The 16,214-nt window shown below is 68.9% G+C and carries 15 protein-coding genes and 1 tRNA gene; 5 read left to right on the top strand and 11 right to left on the bottom strand.

Features of this window, described 5'->3' with window-relative positions; translation table 11 throughout:
• Positions 1-122: 122 nt before the first annotated feature.
• Together Q0Q47_RS07605 and Q0Q47_RS07610 are read left to right on the top strand one after the other, a co-directional pair.
• A complete protein-coding gene (locus Q0Q47_RS07605; protein ID WP_293856898.1) occupies positions 123-449 on the top strand; it encodes a polyhydroxyalkanoic acid system family protein in 327 nt (108 codons plus the stop codon).
• Positions 450-563: 114 nt separating this feature from the next.
• On the top strand, positions 564-950 hold the full coding sequence (locus tag Q0Q47_RS07610) for a PRC-barrel domain-containing protein (protein ID WP_293856901.1): 387 nt from the start codon (positions 564-566) through the stop codon (positions 948-950).
• A 43-nt stretch (positions 951-993) separates the two neighbouring features.
• Here the strand turns inward: Q0Q47_RS07610 and Q0Q47_RS07615 are convergent.
• A tRNA-His gene (locus Q0Q47_RS07615) sits at positions 994-1,070 on the bottom strand.
• Between the two features lie 86 nt (positions 1,071-1,156).
• Entirely contained in the window at positions 1,157-1,441 is a 285-nt protein-coding gene (locus Q0Q47_RS07620; RefSeq protein ID WP_293857112.1) for a Spy/CpxP family protein refolding chaperone, read from the bottom strand.
• Positions 1,442-2,106: 665 nt separating this feature from the next.
• Between Q0Q47_RS07620 and Q0Q47_RS07625 the strand changes: the two genes are divergently transcribed.
• From Q0Q47_RS07625 to Q0Q47_RS07635, 3 genes are all read left to right on the top strand, one after another.
• Positions 2,107-4,731, top strand: a complete 2,625-nt coding sequence (locus Q0Q47_RS07625; protein ID WP_293856904.1) for an ABC transporter ATP-binding protein/permease — start codon at positions 2,107-2,109, stop codon at positions 4,729-4,731.
• A gap of 33 nt (positions 4,732-4,764) precedes the next feature.
• A complete protein-coding gene (locus Q0Q47_RS07630) occupies positions 4,765-5,220 on the top strand; it encodes a Crp/Fnr family transcriptional regulator (protein WP_293856907.1) in 456 nt (151 codons plus the stop codon).
• Positions 5,221-5,297: 77 nt separating this feature from the next.
• Entirely contained in the window at positions 5,298-6,215 is a 918-nt protein-coding gene (locus Q0Q47_RS07635; RefSeq protein WP_293856910.1) for an MBL fold metallo-hydrolase, read from the top strand.
• A 13-nt stretch (positions 6,216-6,228) separates the two neighbouring features.
• On the opposite strand, the gene Q0Q47_RS07640 is transcribed toward Q0Q47_RS07635, so the two are convergent.
• The 9 genes from Q0Q47_RS07640 to Q0Q47_RS07680 all read right to left on the bottom strand — a co-directional run bounded on the left by Q0Q47_RS07640 (position 6,229) and on the right by Q0Q47_RS07680 (position 16,192).
• Positions 6,229-6,942, bottom strand: a complete 714-nt coding sequence (locus Q0Q47_RS07640; RefSeq protein ID WP_293856913.1) for a DUF1028 domain-containing protein — start codon at positions 6,940-6,942, stop codon at positions 6,229-6,231.
• A 10-nt stretch (positions 6,943-6,952) separates the two neighbouring features.
• Entirely contained in the window at positions 6,953-8,746 is a 1,794-nt protein-coding gene (locus Q0Q47_RS07645; protein WP_293856916.1) for a gamma-glutamyltransferase family protein, read from the bottom strand.
• Positions 8,747-8,788: 42 nt separating this feature from the next.
• Positions 8,789-9,664, bottom strand: coding sequence for an ABC transporter permease (locus Q0Q47_RS07650; RefSeq protein WP_293856919.1), 876 nt, complete (start codon positions 9,662-9,664; stop codon positions 8,789-8,791).
• Positions 9,664-10,608: an ABC transporter permease gene (locus Q0Q47_RS07655; protein WP_293856922.1), complete on the bottom strand. Its 945-nt coding sequence runs from the start codon at positions 10,606-10,608 to the stop codon at positions 9,664-9,666. Before Q0Q47_RS07655 ends, Q0Q47_RS07650 begins: the two co-directional genes overlap by 1 nt.
• A gap of 277 nt (positions 10,609-10,885) precedes the next feature.
• Positions 10,886-12,424: an ABC transporter substrate-binding protein gene (locus tag Q0Q47_RS07660; protein WP_293856924.1), complete on the bottom strand. Its 1,539-nt coding sequence runs from the start codon at positions 12,422-12,424 to the stop codon at positions 10,886-10,888.
• A gap of 24 nt (positions 12,425-12,448) precedes the next feature.
• Complete coding sequence (locus tag Q0Q47_RS07665; RefSeq protein WP_293856926.1) at positions 12,449-13,573, bottom strand: ABC transporter ATP-binding protein; 1,125 nt, start codon at positions 13,571-13,573, stop codon at positions 12,449-12,451.
• Positions 13,573-14,601, bottom strand: a complete 1,029-nt coding sequence (locus Q0Q47_RS07670; RefSeq protein ID WP_293856928.1) for an ABC transporter ATP-binding protein — start codon at positions 14,599-14,601, stop codon at positions 13,573-13,575. Before Q0Q47_RS07670 ends, Q0Q47_RS07665 begins: the two co-directional genes overlap by 1 nt.
• A gap of 193 nt (positions 14,602-14,794) precedes the next feature.
• A complete protein-coding gene (locus tag Q0Q47_RS07675; protein ID WP_293856931.1) occupies positions 14,795-15,478 on the bottom strand; it encodes a TerC family protein in 684 nt (227 codons plus the stop codon).
• A 33-nt stretch (positions 15,479-15,511) separates the two neighbouring features.
• Positions 15,512-16,192, bottom strand: coding sequence for a TerC family protein (locus Q0Q47_RS07680; protein ID WP_293856934.1), 681 nt, complete (start codon positions 16,190-16,192; stop codon positions 15,512-15,514).
• Positions 16,193-16,214 lie beyond the last annotated feature (22 nt).

Genomic DNA, 16,214 nt, shown 5'->3' on the forward strand with positions numbered 1-16,214 from the left:
CGGACCGAAGGTCCCGGCGGCCATCGACCGGCTCGGGCTGGAAGCGACGGGCACCCGCGCTGCAACCTTTTGCCGCGACACGGCTTTGTCCGAGGCAACCGCCTGGATCGGACGAAAGACGCATGCCAAAGCCCGTCGTCGTGACCATTTCCCACACCATGGGTCGCGCCCAAGCCGCAGCCACCTTGCGCGAGCGGATCGGTGCGGCGCGCGGGATGCTCGACGCCTATCGCGTCGCCATGGTCAAGGAAGAGTGGGAAGGCGACCGCCTGCGTCTCCAGCTGGGCGCCCTCGGGCAGACCGCCCTGGCCATGGTCGACGTGACGGACGACCAGTTCCGGGTCGAAATCCAGCTGCCATGGCTTCTGGCGGCCTTCGCGGAGAAGGTGCGAACGGTCGTGGAGCAAAAGGCCCCGGCCCTGCTGGCTCCCCCCGGACGCCGCGAGTGAAGGCCACGGGGCGCGAACCCGGACGCGAGGGGCGGCTCGCCCCTGGCCACACCGCAGGAACGCCCCCCGGACGGCGACGTTGTCGGACATTCATCCAGCAACGGGAGATCGGCCATGTCTGCCTTTTCCGCCTCCGCCAGCACCTCCGGAAATCCTCTCATCGCGAGTGACAGGGTCGAGGGAACGGACGTCTATGGCGCCTCCGGCGACAGCATCGGCTCACTGAAGCGGCTGATGATCGAGAAGGTCAGCGGCAAGGTGTCCTACGCCGTGGTGTCTTTCGGCGGATTCCTCGGCCTCGGCGCGGACGAGTACACCATCCCCTGGGGCAAGCTGAACTACGACACGAGCCTGGGCGGGTACCGCACCGACATCACCGAGACGCAGCTCAAGGGCTCACCGTCGTTCTATCGCGGCTCGGACTACGAGTGGCGCGACCGCGAACGCGAGCGTGAGCTCCACGACTACTGGATGGTCCCGTACTACTGGGGCGGAATGTGATGGTGCGGGGCCGCGGACAAACCGCAGGATTCCGACGTCGAAGTGGTACAGCTGCCCCGGCTCGAACGGGGGACCTCTAGATCCACAATCTAGCGCTCTAACCAACTGAGCTACAGCTGCACTCGCTTGCGAGGGCTGTCACTTACGGCCATTGGCCGCCGTTTTCAAGCCGAAAACGACGGCCAAGGGTCAACGGGGAGACGCGCTCAGCGGTGAGGCCCGCCACCCCAGTCGCCGCGGCCCGACCAGCGCAGCGCGTCGCGCTGCTTGTCGTCGAGCTTGGCGTAGAGCGTGTCGAAGGGACCGCGCACCGTCTTCAGCGCTTCGAGCCCGGCGGTCATGCGCTTCTCGGCCAGGGCGAGGCGGGCCGGGGGCGCGCGGTCGGCGCGCTCGGCCTCGGTCGGGCAGGACGCCTTGAGGGTCTGCTCGGCCTTGGTCATGGCGGCCTTCAGGGCCTCGAAATCGACCCGCTGAGCCTCCGTGGGCTTCAGGCTCCAGCCGGGTGGCGATCAGCGGGGCCAGCGGGTCTTTGGCCGAGCAGAGGCGCTCGCCCATGCGGCCGCCCATCATGCCGGGTCCCATGCCCGGGCCCATGCGCATCATTCCGTCGCCGTGCCGGCCTTCGGCCAGCGCCACGCCACCGGCAGCCACCAGAGCCGCGATCCCGGCCACAATCACAGTCTTGCCAACAGCCATGTCGTGTCTCCTTCGAATGAGCCGAACTGCCTCGGCCTTTGCCATGTAAGCAGGGCTCACCTCTCCGCGATCTGGCCGCCACATGAACAAACCGCAATGTTCGGAGTTCTACGAAGGCGTTGATTTCAGTCGTGCCGCGCCGGGAACGGGCGTATGATTGTCAACGATCGGTTAACCATCCTGGCTGCGGGAGCCGGACATGACCCTCGATCGTATCGGAACCTTCGTTTTCGCCCTGATGCTCGCGCTGTCACTCGGCGCCGTATCCCTCCTGCCGATCTGACGCGCAGGCCACGGCCGACCGCACGAGAAGCCCTGCCATTCGGCAGATACTTCGCTATAGTTGCGTCGCGGAATGCCAGTTCCGCCACGGACGGCGCTTAGGCCGGGGGGACCTCGTCCCTCTCCGGCCCCACTGCTGCCCGCGAGGGGTCCCAGTCAGCGCCGGTTGCCGAAAGACATGGATCGCAGCCTTTTTCGTTACGTCTGGCAGACCAGCCGGCGCGAGCAGATGCTCATCCTGGGCGTGGTGCTGGTGTCGCTGCCCTTCTATTTCATCTCGCTGGACCTGCCGAAGTACATCGTCAACGACGCCATCCAGGGCCGGTCCTTTTCGGGCGGCAAGACGGAAGCGGTGTTCATGCCGATCGCGATCCACGCCCCGGCGTGGCTCGGCGGCTTCCAACTCAAGATCTTCGACGGGATCCCGCTGGAGCGGATCCCCTATCTGTTCGGGCTCAGCGGCCTGTTCCTGATCCTCGTCCTGATCAACGGGGCGTTCAAATACTGGATCAACGTGCGCAAGGGTGCGCTGGGCGAGCGGCTGTTGCAGCGCCTGCGCTACGACCTCTTCTCGACGCTGGTGCGCTTCACGCCGGAGAGCTTCCGCAACGTGAAGCCCTCCGAGATGGCCACCGTCATCAACAACGAGGTCGAGCCCATCGGCGGCTTCGTCGCCGATGCCTTCATCGCTCCCGTGTTCCTGGGCGGCCAGGCGATCACCGCCCTGGTGTTCATCATCGTCCAGAGCCCCAGCCTGGGCGCCATCGCGGCCATCATCGTGGTCGGCCAGGCCCTGCTGATCCCGCGCCTGCGGCGCGAGCAGCTGCGCCTGGGCAAGGAACGCCAGATGGCGGCCCGGGCGCTCGCGGGCCAGATCGGCGAGGTCGTGGAAGGGATTTCCGCGATCCACAGTCACGGCACCGCGCCCTACGAGCTCGCGCGCGTCGACCGCCGGTTGAACCAGCTCTTCACCATCCGGTTCAAGCTATACAACCGGAAGTTTATGGTGAAGTTCATCAACAACCTGATGGCACAACTCACCCCGTTCATTTTCTATTCGCTGGGCGGATACCTGGCCTTGACGGGAAGACTTGACATCGGTCAGTTGGTTGCTGTCATTGCGGCCTATCGCGAGTTGCCGCCCCCGGTGAAGGAACTCATCGACTGGGACCAGCAGCGGCTCGACGTCCAGGTGAAGTACGACCAGGTGATCGAGCAGTTCGCCAACAGCCCGCAGATCGCGCCGCCCGGACCGGCGCCGGCCGCTCCCGCCTTCGGCGTGAGTGGGCTGGAGGTCAGCCAGGTGAAGGTCGCCGACAGCCGGGGCCACGTGCTCCTGGACAATCTCAGCCTGTCGCTGCCCCTGCCGGCCCACGTCGCGTTGACCGCCGACGGCGGCGACGGGCCGGACATCCTCGCCCGCATCATGGGCCGGCAGCTCCTGGCGTTCTCGGGCAAGGTGCGCGTGGACGGCGAGGACGTGACGACCTTGCCGGCCGACTTCGTCGGCCGGACGATCGCCTATGTCGGGCCGGAGTCGGTCATCTTCCAGGGCACGATCCGCGACAACATCGCCTACGGTCTGCATCTGCGCACGCCCGAGGCGGGGCTGGCGGCCAGCGACACCGACTGGCTCGACTACGAGGTCGCCGCGGCCAGCGGGCCCGAGGACCTCGACAAGCGGATCATCGAGACGTTGCGCATCGTCGGCCTCGACGAGACGGTGTACCGGTTCGGCCTGTCGGGGCTCGTCAAGAAGAAGCGCTTCCCCGGCCTGGCGGAGCGCGTCGTCGAGGCCCGCCACGCGGTGGTCAAGGCCCTGGAGGCCAGCGGCTCCAGCCAGCTGATCGAGCCCTTCGATCCATCGCGCTACAACCGCAACGCCACGGTCTCGGAGAACCTGCTGTTCGGCATCCCGATCGGCCAGACGTTGGCCGGAGACGGGTTCATCGATCATCCCTTCGTGCGCGGCACGCTGGCCAAGAGCGGCCTGACCGCGGACCTGGAAGACATGGGCGCCGCCATCGCGTCGACCATGCTCGACATCTTCGCCGACCTGCCGTCCGACCACTTCCTGTTCCAGCAGTTCTCGTTCATCCGGTCGGAGGACCTGCCGGACTTCGCCGCGATCATGACCAAGCGCGGCCGCGGGGACGTCCTGGCGGAAGGCGACAAGGCGCGCCTCATCGGCCTCACGCTGGGCTATGCCGAGCCGCGGCATCGCCTGGGCCTGATCGACGACGAGCGCGAGAGGCGCCTGGTGGAGGCGCGCCACCTGATCCGCTCGACGATCCCGGCGGATCTGGCGCGGGCCATCGAGTTCTACGACCCGGATACGTTCTGCAAGGCCGCGCCCCTGCGCGACAACCTGCTGTTCGGCCGCATCACCTACGGGGTGGCAGGCGCCGAGGCGCGCGTGCTGTCGGTGGTGCGCGACGTGATCGCCCAACTCGGCCTGGACGACGACGTCTACCGGCTCGGCCTCGACTTCCATGCGGGAGCCGGCGGTCGGTCGCTGACGCCCGCGCAGAGGGCGGCGGTGTCCCTGGCCCGCGTCCTGGTCAAACGTCCGTCGATCCTCGTCATCAACGACGCGCTGGTCCAGTTCGGCGATGCCGAGCGCAAGGCCATCTTCGAGCGCATCGTCGAGGCCACGGCCGGCCGGACGCTGCTCTTCGTCCTGCGCGGCAAGGACGACGCGGCCGTCTTCGACCACGTCGTCGCCTTCGCCGGACCGCGCCTGCGCGGCGTGACCGACCAACGCCATTCGACCGGATCCGCTCCCCTGGCGGCCTCGGCATGACTTCTCCAGTGACGGGTACGGGACCACACAACCATGGCGCTTGAAGCCGAAGTCGAGACCTTGCGGGCCGTCCCGATCTTTCGTGGGCTTGATCCGCGCCGGCTGAAGCTGATCGCCTTCACCAGCCAGCGCCTGTCGTTCCGCAGCGGCGACGTGATGTTTCGCCAGGGCGACGACAGCGATTGCGCCTATGTCGTGCTGGTCGGGGCCGCGGACGTGGTCATCGACACGCCGGCCGGCCCCCTCGTCGTGTCCCGCATCGGGTCGCACTCGATCGTCGGCGAGATGGGCGTGATCACCGGCGCGCCGCGCTCCGCCACCGTCGTCGCCCAGACGGAGGTGACGGTGCTGCGCCTTCCGAAAGATCATTTTTTAAGTCTGCTGGAAGAGTTTCCACAACTATCGCTTGCAGTGATGCGCGATCTCGCACATCGCCTCGAAGCGACAAACCGTCTACTGGCGGCTCGCGCCGAGCCGGCAAAGCACTGAATCGAACTCGGGATCGCACCTCGAGCAGGACGAACGACGCCGGGGACCGTACCGGCAGCGTGGCAGGACCAAAGACGATGTCACCATCCGGCCGCTCCGGCCTCGACATGACCGGCACCAACCCGGCCGACACCCCCCAGCCCGGGATCTCGGTTCGGTTCTGGGGCGTGCGCGGGTCGTTCACCGTGGCCGATGCCCGGGCCCGCCGCTACGGCGGCAACACCGCCTGCGTCGAGGTTCGCCTGGGCGAAGAGGTGTTCGTGATCGATGCGGGCTCCGGCATCATCGGGCTGGGGCAGGAACTGGCCCGCGAGGGACACGCCTTCACCAACCTGCTGATGAGCCACCTGCACCACGACCATATCGCCGGCCTGGCCTTCTTCGAGCCGCTGTTCCACCCGGGCCGCACGGTACGCATCCATTGCGGCCACCTGGGCGGCGCCACGGCCAAGGCGGCCCTCGACCGCATGTTCGACCAGCCGCTGTTCCCGCTGCGCCTCGCCGACCTGCCGGGCGCCATCGAGCATGTCGGGTTCAAGGCGGGCGAAACGCTCACCTTCTCCTCGGGCACGCAGGTGCGCACCTGCCGCCTGGACCATCCCGGCGGCGCCACCGCCTACAGGTTCGATCATGCCGGCCGGAGCCTGTGCTACGTCAGCGACGTCGAGCACCCGACCGAGGGCCCCGATCCCGACCTGGCGGCCTTCGTGGCGGGCGCCGATCTGGTGATCTACGACACCACCTACACCGAGCAGGAATACGAGGGCCACGTCGGCTGGGGCCATTCCACGTGGCAGTCGGGCGTGGCGCTGTGCAAGGTCGCCGGAGCCAAGGCGCTGGCCGCCTTCCACCACCATCCCTTCCGCGACGACGCCCAGCTCGATGCCATCGAGGCCGAGCTCGCGGAAGCGCTGCCGGGCTCGTTCGTCGCCCGCGAGGTCCAGACCCTGACGCTGGCCACGCCCGCGGACTATCCCTACATGATCGGCGTGTGACCGGCCCGGGCCGTCAGCCCGCCTGCCGCCTGGCGTAGCTCTCGATCATCGCGTCGAGCTTCGCGCGGTCGTGGATTCCGGCCGGGTCCGCCGTCGTCGCGAAGGCCTGCGAGAAGGGGATGAAGCGCTCGTGCGCCACGCCCCACAGGCGACGCAGCTCCACCAGCGGATCGGCATGGTCGTCGACCCGCATGTCCAGGATCGGATAGCTCTCGGTCGACCAGATGCGCAGCGCGGCGGACTGCTTGCCGCGCTTGTCGCCGCCGGCCGCCTCTCCCGCCTCCAGCGCCAGGATCAGCCGCTCGGCCAGGGGCTTGCCGGCGCTGGCCTTGTAGGTGGCCAGGGTGTCGGCGACGACGCGCGGCCCGGCCAGCATGTTGCCCGCCACCGAGACGTTCTCGTCCACCAGGTGCCCGCACCAGTCCACGCAGGAGGGGCCGGTCCAGGCGGCGTTGCGGCCCTCCCGGTCGATGACGTGGAGTTGCCGGCTGTCGCGGCCCTCGTCGGCACCGGTCAACGCGTCGACCACGGTCTGCGCCGGGAAGCCGCGGTCCAGCATCGCGATCCCGCGCGGACCGTAGAGGGGGTTGATCAGGGCCTGGGTGGCGAGCGCACCCACGCCCCCCGCGCCGTTGGGGCACAGCCCCCCGACGGCGAAGAAGCGGGTGGCCACCGCCACGGCGAAATGGCCGGTGGCTGGGTCGCGCGCGACGATCGACCAGGTCATGGCGCCGCCCTCAGCGCCCGACCGCGTAGGCCTGCATCAGGCGCGGCGTCGCCGCGGCGCGCAGGATCCCGTCCGGGCCCTTCTCGGCGGCCGTGAGTCGGCCCACCGTCCAGGCCGGAGCCACCTCGACCGCGTGCCCGCGCCGCCGCAGGTCCGCCAGCGTCGCCTCGCCGAAGCTCTCCTCGGCCATGAGGTGCCCGGCGCGGGACTCGCGCGGGAAGAAGGACGAGGGGAAGTGGTTGGTGTGGAACAGCGGCAGGTCGATCGCTTCCTGCAGGTTGAACCCGTGGTGCACCTTCCGCAGGAACAGGGAGAGCTGCCACTGGTCCTGCTGGTCGCCGCCCGGCGTGCCGAAGACCATGCGCGGAACGCCGTCGTAGAGGGCCAGCGACGGGGTCAGCGTCGTGCGCGGCCGCTTGCCGGGCGCCAGGCTCGAGGGCAGGCCGGGCGTCAGCCAGAACATCTGCGCCCGCGAATTCAGGGGGAAGCCGAGCTCCGGCACCACGGGCGAGGACTGCAGCCAGCCACCCGACGGCGTCGACGAGATCATGTTGCCCCAGCGGTCGATCACGTCGATGTGGACCGTGTCGCCGCGCCGGGCCGTGCGCAGATGCGCCATGGTCGGCTCGCCGACGCCCGCCCCGCCCTGCGGCTTGCCGATGCTGGCGAGCTGCGCCAGGCCGGCCTCCACCTGGGCTTCGAACCCGGGAAGGATGCTGGGCCGCATCTCGAGCGAGGCCGCTTCGCCGATGAGCGCGCGGCGCTGGGCCGCATTCTCCTCCGACAGCAGCGCGTCGATCGGAACGTCGACGACGTCCGGGTCGCCGTAGTAGGCCTCGCGGTCGGCGAAGGCGAGCTTCATGGACTCGATGACGAGGTGCACGAAGTCGGCGCCCTTCGGGTCGAGCTTGCCGATATCGAAGCCCTTGAGGATCGACAGCGTCTGCAGGAAGGCCGGCCCCTGACCCCAGGGGCGCTGCTTGGCCACCGTCCAGCCGTGATAGTCGTAGGTCTGCGGCGCCTCGAAGGACGCCTGCCAGGTGGCCATGTCATGGCCGGTGAGCACGCCGCCATTCTTGTGTCCCGAGGCGTCCATCACCTCGGTGGTGCGGCAGAAGCGGTCGATGGCCTCGGCCACGAAGCCCTTCATCCATGCGGCGCGAGCGGCCTCGATCTGCGCCTCGCGATCGCCGCCCGCCGCCTCGGCCTCACGCACGATGCGCTCGTAGGTGTCGGCCAGAACGAGGTTGCGGAACAGGGCGTTGGGCTTGGGGACCTCGCCGCCCGGCATCCAGGTCGCCGCGGAGGTCGGCCATTCCTTGCGGAAGAACTCGGCCTGCCCCTCGATCGTCTCGCTCACCCGCGGCAGCATCGGATGGCCTTCGCGGGCGTAGTAGATCGCCGGTTCCAGCACGTCGCGCGGGCGCATGCTGCCGTGCTCCTTCAGGAGCAGCATCCAGCCGTCGAAGGCACCGGGAACCACGGTCGCCAGCAGGCCGGAGCCCGGAATGACGGAGAGGCCGCGGGCCTTGTAGGCCTCGATGGTGGCGCCGGCCGGGGCCGGGCCCTGGGCGCAGAGCACCTCGACCTTGTTCGTGCGGCTGGAATAGAACACCGCCGGCATGTCGCCGCCCGGCCCGACAAGATGCGGCTCCACGATCTGCAGGACGAAGGCCGTCGCGGCGCAGGCGTCGAAGGCGTTCCCGCCCTTCTCCAGAATGGCCATGCCCACGGCCGACGCGATCCAATGCGTCGAGGTGACGACACCGAAGGTGCCCTTGATCTCGGGACGGGTGGTGAACACGGCAGACACTCCCAGGCTACGTTTCTTGGTGGTTCGACGGGATCAGCTTTCGCGCGGATCGAGAGCGTCGCGCAAGCCGTCTCCCAGAAGATTGAAGCCGAGCACGGTGAAGAAGATCGCGACGCCGGGGAAGACCGACATCCACCATTGCCCCTGCTGGACGAAGTTCTTGCCCGTGTTGAGCATGGCGCCCCAGCTCGGGGCCGGCGGCTGCTGTCCGAGCCCGAGGAACGAGAGGCTCGCCTCCGCGATGATCGCCTGCGCCACGATGAGCGTCGCCTGGACGAGGATGGGCGCGAAGATGTTGGGCAGGATGTAGCGGATGATGATCCACCGGTGCGGCAGACCGACCGCACGGGCCCCTTCCACGAAGTCCTCCGTCTTCACGGCCAGCGTCTGGCCGCGCGTCAGGCGGATGAAGAGCGGCGCCGCCGCGATGCCGATGGCGATCATCGCGTTGACGAGGCTGGCGCCCAGCACGCTGCCCAGCGCGATCGCCAGGATCAGGAACGGACAGGCCAGCAGCGCCTCCGTGCAGCGCGAGATGATGCTGTCGGTCCAGCCGCCGAAATACCCGGCCGCGATGCCGAGCGGTCCGCCGATGGCGATGGCGATGCTCACGGACACGACGCCGGCCAGGAGCGAGGCGCGGGCACCGGACAGCACGCGGGCCAGGACGTCGCGGCCCAGTTCGTCGGTGCCGAACCAGTGGGCGGCCGAGGGCGCCTTGCGCACCGCGCTCCACGAGGTCTGGACGGGATCCCACGGCAGGACCCAGGGCCCCAAGATCGCGGCCAGCGCGAACAGCACGACGAGGCCGCCGCCGAAAGCGGCCGTCCGGTTGCGGAGGAGCTTGCCCCAGAAGCGACTGCGCGGAGCCGCGGCGGCCGGGGAGGCCGTGTCGAGCGCGAGCGTCATCAGCCGGTCCTCAGGCGCGGGTTGAGCACGACGTAGAGCACGTCGGCCAGCAGGTTGAGCCCGATATAGCCGATCGCCGTACACAGCACGACGCCCTGGACGACCGCATAGTCGCGGTTGAACACGGCATCGACGATCAGCTTGCCGAAGCCCGGAATGGTGAAGATCTGTTCGGTGAGCACGGCCCCGGCGAGGAGTTCGCCGAACAGCAGGGTGCCCACGGTGACGACCGGAACCAGCGCGTTGCGCAGGGCATGGCGCAGGATCACGCGCGGCTCGAGCAGGCCCTTGGCCCTGGCCGTGCGGATGTAGTCCTGGCGCAGGACGCCCAGCATGGCGCTGCGCGTGTGGCGCATCATGCTGGCCGCCAGCGCGTTGCCGAGCACGAAGGCGGGCATGATCATCGTGCGCAGGTTCTGCGACACGCTCTCGGTCAGCGACACGTAGCCGGAGGCCGGCAGCCAGTTGAACTGCACCGACACCAGGAAGATCAACATGATCCCGAGGAAGAAGTTCGGGATCGACAGGCCCCACAGGGCGATCCCCGTGGCCGCGTAGTCCCAGGCGGTCCCCTTGCGGACCGCCGCCATCACGCCGGCGGGAATGCCGATCAGGAGCGCGAAGGTCATCGCCATGGCGGCGAGCTGCAGGGTCACCGGCAGCTTTTCGGCGATGAGATCGAGCACCGGCGCATTGGTGCGCAGCGAGATCCCGAGATTGCCGTGCAGCGCCTGCCAGGCCCACGCGATGTACTGGAGCGGCAGCGGATCGTTGAGCCGGTACTTCTCGCGAAGGGCGGCGATGACCACCGGGTCGCGCTCCTCGCCGGCGAGCACGAGGATGGGGTCGCCGGGCAGCAGCTTCTGCAGCGTGAACACGAAGATCGAGACGAGGATGATCGTCGGGATCGCGATCAGCAGGCGCCGCGCGATGAAGCTCAACATGGCAGGACTCTCGGGATGTTCGCGGAGGCACCGCGAGCACGCGAACCGGCGACGGAAAAGCTCCGTCCCTCCCCTGCAGGGGAGGGTCCCGGAGCGAAGCGAAGGGGGGTGGGGACTACGGTGCCGGAGATGATGAGACGCCCGGGACGGCCCCGACATGGCACCTCTCGCCCGGCGCACGCCCCACCCGTCAGCCGCTCCGCGGCTGCCACCCTCCCCTGCAGGGGAGGGAGGGGGCGATCCCCCGTGGCATCCGCGCGAACGACTTGGTGCATCGTCAGCCCTTGACGTTCTCGAGGCGGATCATCCCGTCGGGATGGGCCACGAAGCCGTCGATCTTCTTCTTCATCCCCCAGATCCAGCTCTCATGGTAGAGATAGATGTTGGGCAGGTCCTGCAAGAGGATCTGGGTCGCGGCGGTGTACTTGGCCTTGCGCGCGGCCGGATCGGCGAGCGTGCGCGCCTCGTCGAGGATCTTGTCGACCTCCGGATTGCAGTACTTCCAGTCGTTCAGCCCGCCCTTGCAGGTGACGAAGGCGTGGATGTTGCCATCCGGATCGGGACGCCCGGACCAGCCGTACTGGTTGGCCTGGAAGTCGCCCTTGGTGCCCTCGTTCAGCATGGTCGCGAACTCGGTGGCCTTCAGCTTGATGGCGAAGCCGGTCTCCTGCGCCATCGACTGGATCACCTGCATGATCGCCTGCGACCGCGGCGCGTTGGACATGGTCACCTCGACCTGGATCGGGGTGGCGACGCCGGCCTCCTTGATGAGCGCCTTGGCCTTGTCGACGTTGCGCGCCGGAATCGGGATTTCCTTGGAATTGTAGGGATTGGCCGGCGGGAAAGGCTGGTTGCCCGGCGCGAACTGCCCTTCGAACACGACCTGGTTGATCGCGTCGCGGTCCAGCGAGAGCTCGAAGGCCTGGCGGATGCGCTTGTCCTGGCCGAGCGGGTTCTTGGAGCGGTCCCCGTTGGCGACGTTGATGTTCAGGCTCTGGAAGCCGAGGCCGACGGCCGCCGCCGACTTCAGGTTGGCGTCGCCCTTGACGATCTTCACGTCGGTGGGCTCGACGCGCTCGATGATGTCGAGATCACCCGACCGCAGGTTGGCGAGCCGCACCGTCGAATCCGGGATCGGCAGGTAGGTGATCTTGTCGAAGGAATAGGCCGCCTTGTTCCAGTGGTCGGCGAACCGCTCGAGGACGATGCGATCGTTCTGCACGCGCTCGGCGAACTTGTAGGGGCCGGAGCAGACGGGCTTGGCGCCGTAGTTGGCGCCGGCCGCCGCTGCGGCCTTCGGCGACACCATCATGCCCGAGCGATCGGAGAGCTGGGCGAGCACGGTCACGTCGGCGACCGAGAGGTTGAGCCGGACCGTCAGCGGATCGACCACGTCGACGCTGGCGACCGAGGTGATCTCGCTCTTGCGGCGGGATTCCGGCAGCGTCTTGGCGCGTTCGATGTTGTACTTCACCGCCTCGGCGTTGAAGGGCTCGCCGTCATGGAACTTGACGCCGTCGCGCAGCTTGAAGGTGAGCGACTTGCCGTCCGCGCCCCATTCCCAGGAGGTGGCGAGCCGCGGCACGAACTTCAGCTCGGGCGTCACGTCGATGAGCTTGTCGCACAGCGCGGTGAACACGATGCGCCCGACGAAGGTGCGGGCCTGGTGCGGATCCAGGACGTCCGGATCCTCGGCGAGCCCGATGCGCAGCGACTGGGCGGCCGCCGGGGCGGCGAAGCCCGCGAGCAGCACCGCCGCCGCCACGCCGCGCAGCAGGGCGGCGGACGGACGGAACGAATGGCCTGTCGAACTCATGAGTGGTGATCTCCCCTCGGTTGCTTACTGTTCGGTGCTTGGCGTCGCGCCCGCGGCACCCTTGTCCTGGCGCTCGCGATGCGCGCGGTACAGGGCCATGCGCCGGGCCTTGGCGCTCGTGTCTGCGGGAACGGCCAGCCTGGCGGCCTCGTCCCCGGGCAGATCCTCGTAGAAGTGACAGGCGACCTGCCGGCCGCCGGCATCGCGCAGGGCCGGCTCCTCGGCGCTGCAGCGCGCCTGCGCGTAGGGGCAGCGGGTGTGGAAGCGGCACCCGGACGGCGGCGCCGCCGGGCTCGGAATGTCGCCTTCCAGCAGGCGCCGCTCGCCGCGCACTCCCGGCGCCGGGACCGGAATGGCGGCCAGGAGGGCCCGCGTGTAGGGATGCAGCGGTTCCTTGTAGAGCGAGGCGGTGGGCGCGACCTCGACCACCTTGCCGAGGTACATGACGACGACACGGTCGCTCATGTGCCGGATCACGGCGAGATCGTGCGCCACGACGATCAGCGTCAGGCCGAAGCGCTCCTTCAGGTCCTCCAGCAGGTTGATCACTTGCGCCTGGATCGACACGTCGAGCGCCGACACGGGTTCGTCGCCGATGACCAGGCGCGGCTTGCAGGCCAGCGCCCGGGCGATGCCGATGCGCTGGCGCTGGCCGCCGGAGAACTCGTGGGGGTAGCGGCCGGCGTGGTCCGGGCGAAGCCCGACCGTGGCCAGGAGGTCGAGCGTCGTCTCGCGCTGCTCCCGGGCGGTGCCCATGCCGTGCAGCCACAGGGGCTCGCCGACGATCTCGGCGACCGTCATGCGCGGGTTCAGGGACGCGAACGGATCCTGGAAGACCATCTGCATGTCGCGCCGCATGCGCCGCAGGCCGGCCTCGTCGAGGGCGCCCAGGTCCCGCCCCTCGAATCGCACGTGGCCCGACGTCGGCTCCAGCAGGCGCAGCGCGAGGCGGCCCACCGTGGACTTGCCGCAGCCCGATTCCCCGACGATGGCCAGGGTCTCGCCGGTCGCCACCGACAACGTCACGCCGTCGACCGCCCGCACGATCGTGGGCTTCTGGAACAGCCCGCCGCCGCTACGGAAATGTTTCCTCACATCGTCGAGTTCGAGGATCGGCGTGGCGACGCTGGTCCCGGGGCCGGAGGTCATCAGGCGGCCTCCCCGACATGGGCTTCGAGCGGCGCCCTGATGCAGGCCACGGAGTGCCCTCCCCCGAGATCCGCCAAGGGCGGCGGCGCGGCCGAGCAGGCGGCGATGGCGAAGGGGCATCGCGGGGCGAAACGGCAGCCGGCCGGCATCCGGTCGGCCGGCGGCACGCTGCCCGGGATGGTGGCGAGGCGCTCGCGGCCCCCCTCCCCGCCGGACAGCGACGGCAGCGAGCCCATCAGCCCGAGGGTATAGGGGTGCTGAGGATCATCGAAGACGTCGCGGACGCTGCCCCGCTCGACGATGCGGCCCGCATACATCACGGCCACCTCGTCGGCGACCTCGGCCACGACGCCCAGGTCGTGGGTGATGAGGAGCAGCGCCGTCCCGGTTTCCTTCTGCAGCGCGCGCACCAGCGCCAGGATCTGGGCCTGGATGGTGACGTCCAGCGCCGTGGTGGGCTCGTCGGCGATGAGCAGCCGCGGCCCGTTGGCCAGCGCCATGGCGATCATCACGCGCTGCCGCATGCCCCCCGACAGCTGGTGCGGGTAGTCGTCGAGCCGCTTCTCCGCCGCCGGGATGCGCACGCGCTTGAGCATGTCGAGGGCGACCGCGCGCGCCTTGGCCTTGTCGACACCGCGATGGCGCACGACCACCTCGGCGATCTGGTCGCCGATGGTGAAGGCCGGATTGAGCGAGGTCATCGGCTCCTGGAAGATCATGGTCATCCGGTCGCCGCGCAGGTCCGCGCGCTGGCGCTCGTCGAGCCGCAGCAGGTCGATGTCCTCGAACCGCACGCGACCGGAGGTGACGCGCAGCGGCGGTGTCGCCAGGAGCCCCATCACGGCGAGCGACGTGACGCTCTTGCCGCAGCCCGATTCACCCACCAGGCACAAGGTTCGTCCGGAATGGATGGTGAAGCTGACGTCGTCCACGAGCGTCGTGGCGGTGCCGCGGCCCTCCACGGCGATCGTCAGGCCTTCCACGGTCAGCGTGGGCTGGGCGATTGGAGACGTGGCGACTTCGGACATGGACACGCAATCGAACCGGGAGTGACGCCGGGATCGTAGTCCTCACCTTCGGCCCTGCAAGGCCTCATCGCCGATATTTTACGCATTAAACATCGCGAGATCGTGTGCCGCCCGAAATGAAGGCGGCTTGCCGCGATTTCGCGCTCCCGCGGCAGCGCTCGGCTGCATTCTTGTGCATGCGTGCCGGCCGGCCTCACGCGGCCGGGGTCGCATGCCGCCTTTTGAGGAGCCAGCCCAGGGCGAGCACGATGAGGGTCCCCGCGATCGCGAGGGGCAGTTCGAGGCGGTGGAGGAGTTCCTCCCCGAACCGTTGCACCAGCCAGGGGTCGGCATCGAGCATCTCGCCCGCCACCCAGCCCAGGAGGCCCGCGCCGGCCCAGACCAGGATCGGAAACCGCGCCAGCAGGCTCATGATCAAGGTGGCGCCGGCGACGATGAGCGGGATGGAGATCAGGAGTCCGAACACCAGCATGGCCATGTTGTCCTTGGCCACGGCGGCGATCGCGAGCACGTTGTCGAGGCTCATCACCATGTCCGCCACGGCCACCGTCCAGACGGCATGCAGCAGCTTGTCGCTGGCCTTGATGTCGTCGCCCTCGTCACCGTCCTCGGCGACGAGCTTCACCGCCACCCAGAGCAGCAGGACGCTCCCGGCGATGCGCAGGAACGGGGTCTGCAGCAGCTTCACGACGATGAGCGTGAACACGACGCGCAGCAGGACGGCCACCGCGGAGCCCAGGACGATCCCCATGCGGCGCTGCTTCGGCGGCAGGCCGCGGCACGCCATGGCGATCACGACGGCATTGTCGCCCGACAGGATGATGTTGACCCACACGACCTCGAGGACCGCGAGTGCGGATTGCAGTGTGAGGTCCATGAGTCTCCCCGGGCTCGGTTCGGACGGTCGCGTTCAGACGGGATGCTGGGCGCGGCGCGACCTGCGCAGCGTCCAGGCGATGGCGAGCACCAGGGCGGCCCCGACGCTGGCGCCGATCAGGTGCCATTCCCCCGCGCCGTGGCCCAGGCGGGCGACGATCCACGGGTCCGTGACGATCATCTCGCCGCCGATCCAGCCCAGCAGGCCGGCGCCGGCCCACACGAACAGCGGAAAGCGCGCGATCAGCGACATGATCAGGGTCGAGCCCATGATGATGAGCGGGATGGAGACCACCAGGCCGAAGGTGAACAGGGCGACGTTGCCGTCGGACGCGGCGGCGATCGCCACCACGTTGTCGAGGCTCATGACCGCGTCGGCGATCGCGATGGTCTTGACCGCCTGCCAGAGCGTCTCGCTCTCGGAGACGTGCGCCTCCTCGTCCTCGCCGACCACGAGCTTCACGGCGATCCAGAACAGCAGCAGGCCGCCGATGGCGCCCAGCAGCGGGATCTCGAGCAGCCAGCTGATGATGACGGCGAAGAGGATGCGCAGGCCGACGGCGGTGCCCGCCCCCAGGACGATACCCATGCGCCGCTGGTGGGCCGGCAGCTTCCGGCAGGCGAGCGCGATCACCACCGCGTTGTCGCCCGACAGCAGCAGGTCGATCCAGATGATCTGGGCGATGGCGATCAGGGTCTGGGGGCTGAACTCCAAGGCGTCACCTCTTGTTCTGGTT

The organism is uncultured Alsobacter sp. (genome assembly GCF_945952055.1).
In the GTDB taxonomy this organism is placed as follows: domain Bacteria; phylum Pseudomonadota; class Alphaproteobacteria; order Rhizobiales; family Beijerinckiaceae; genus Alsobacter.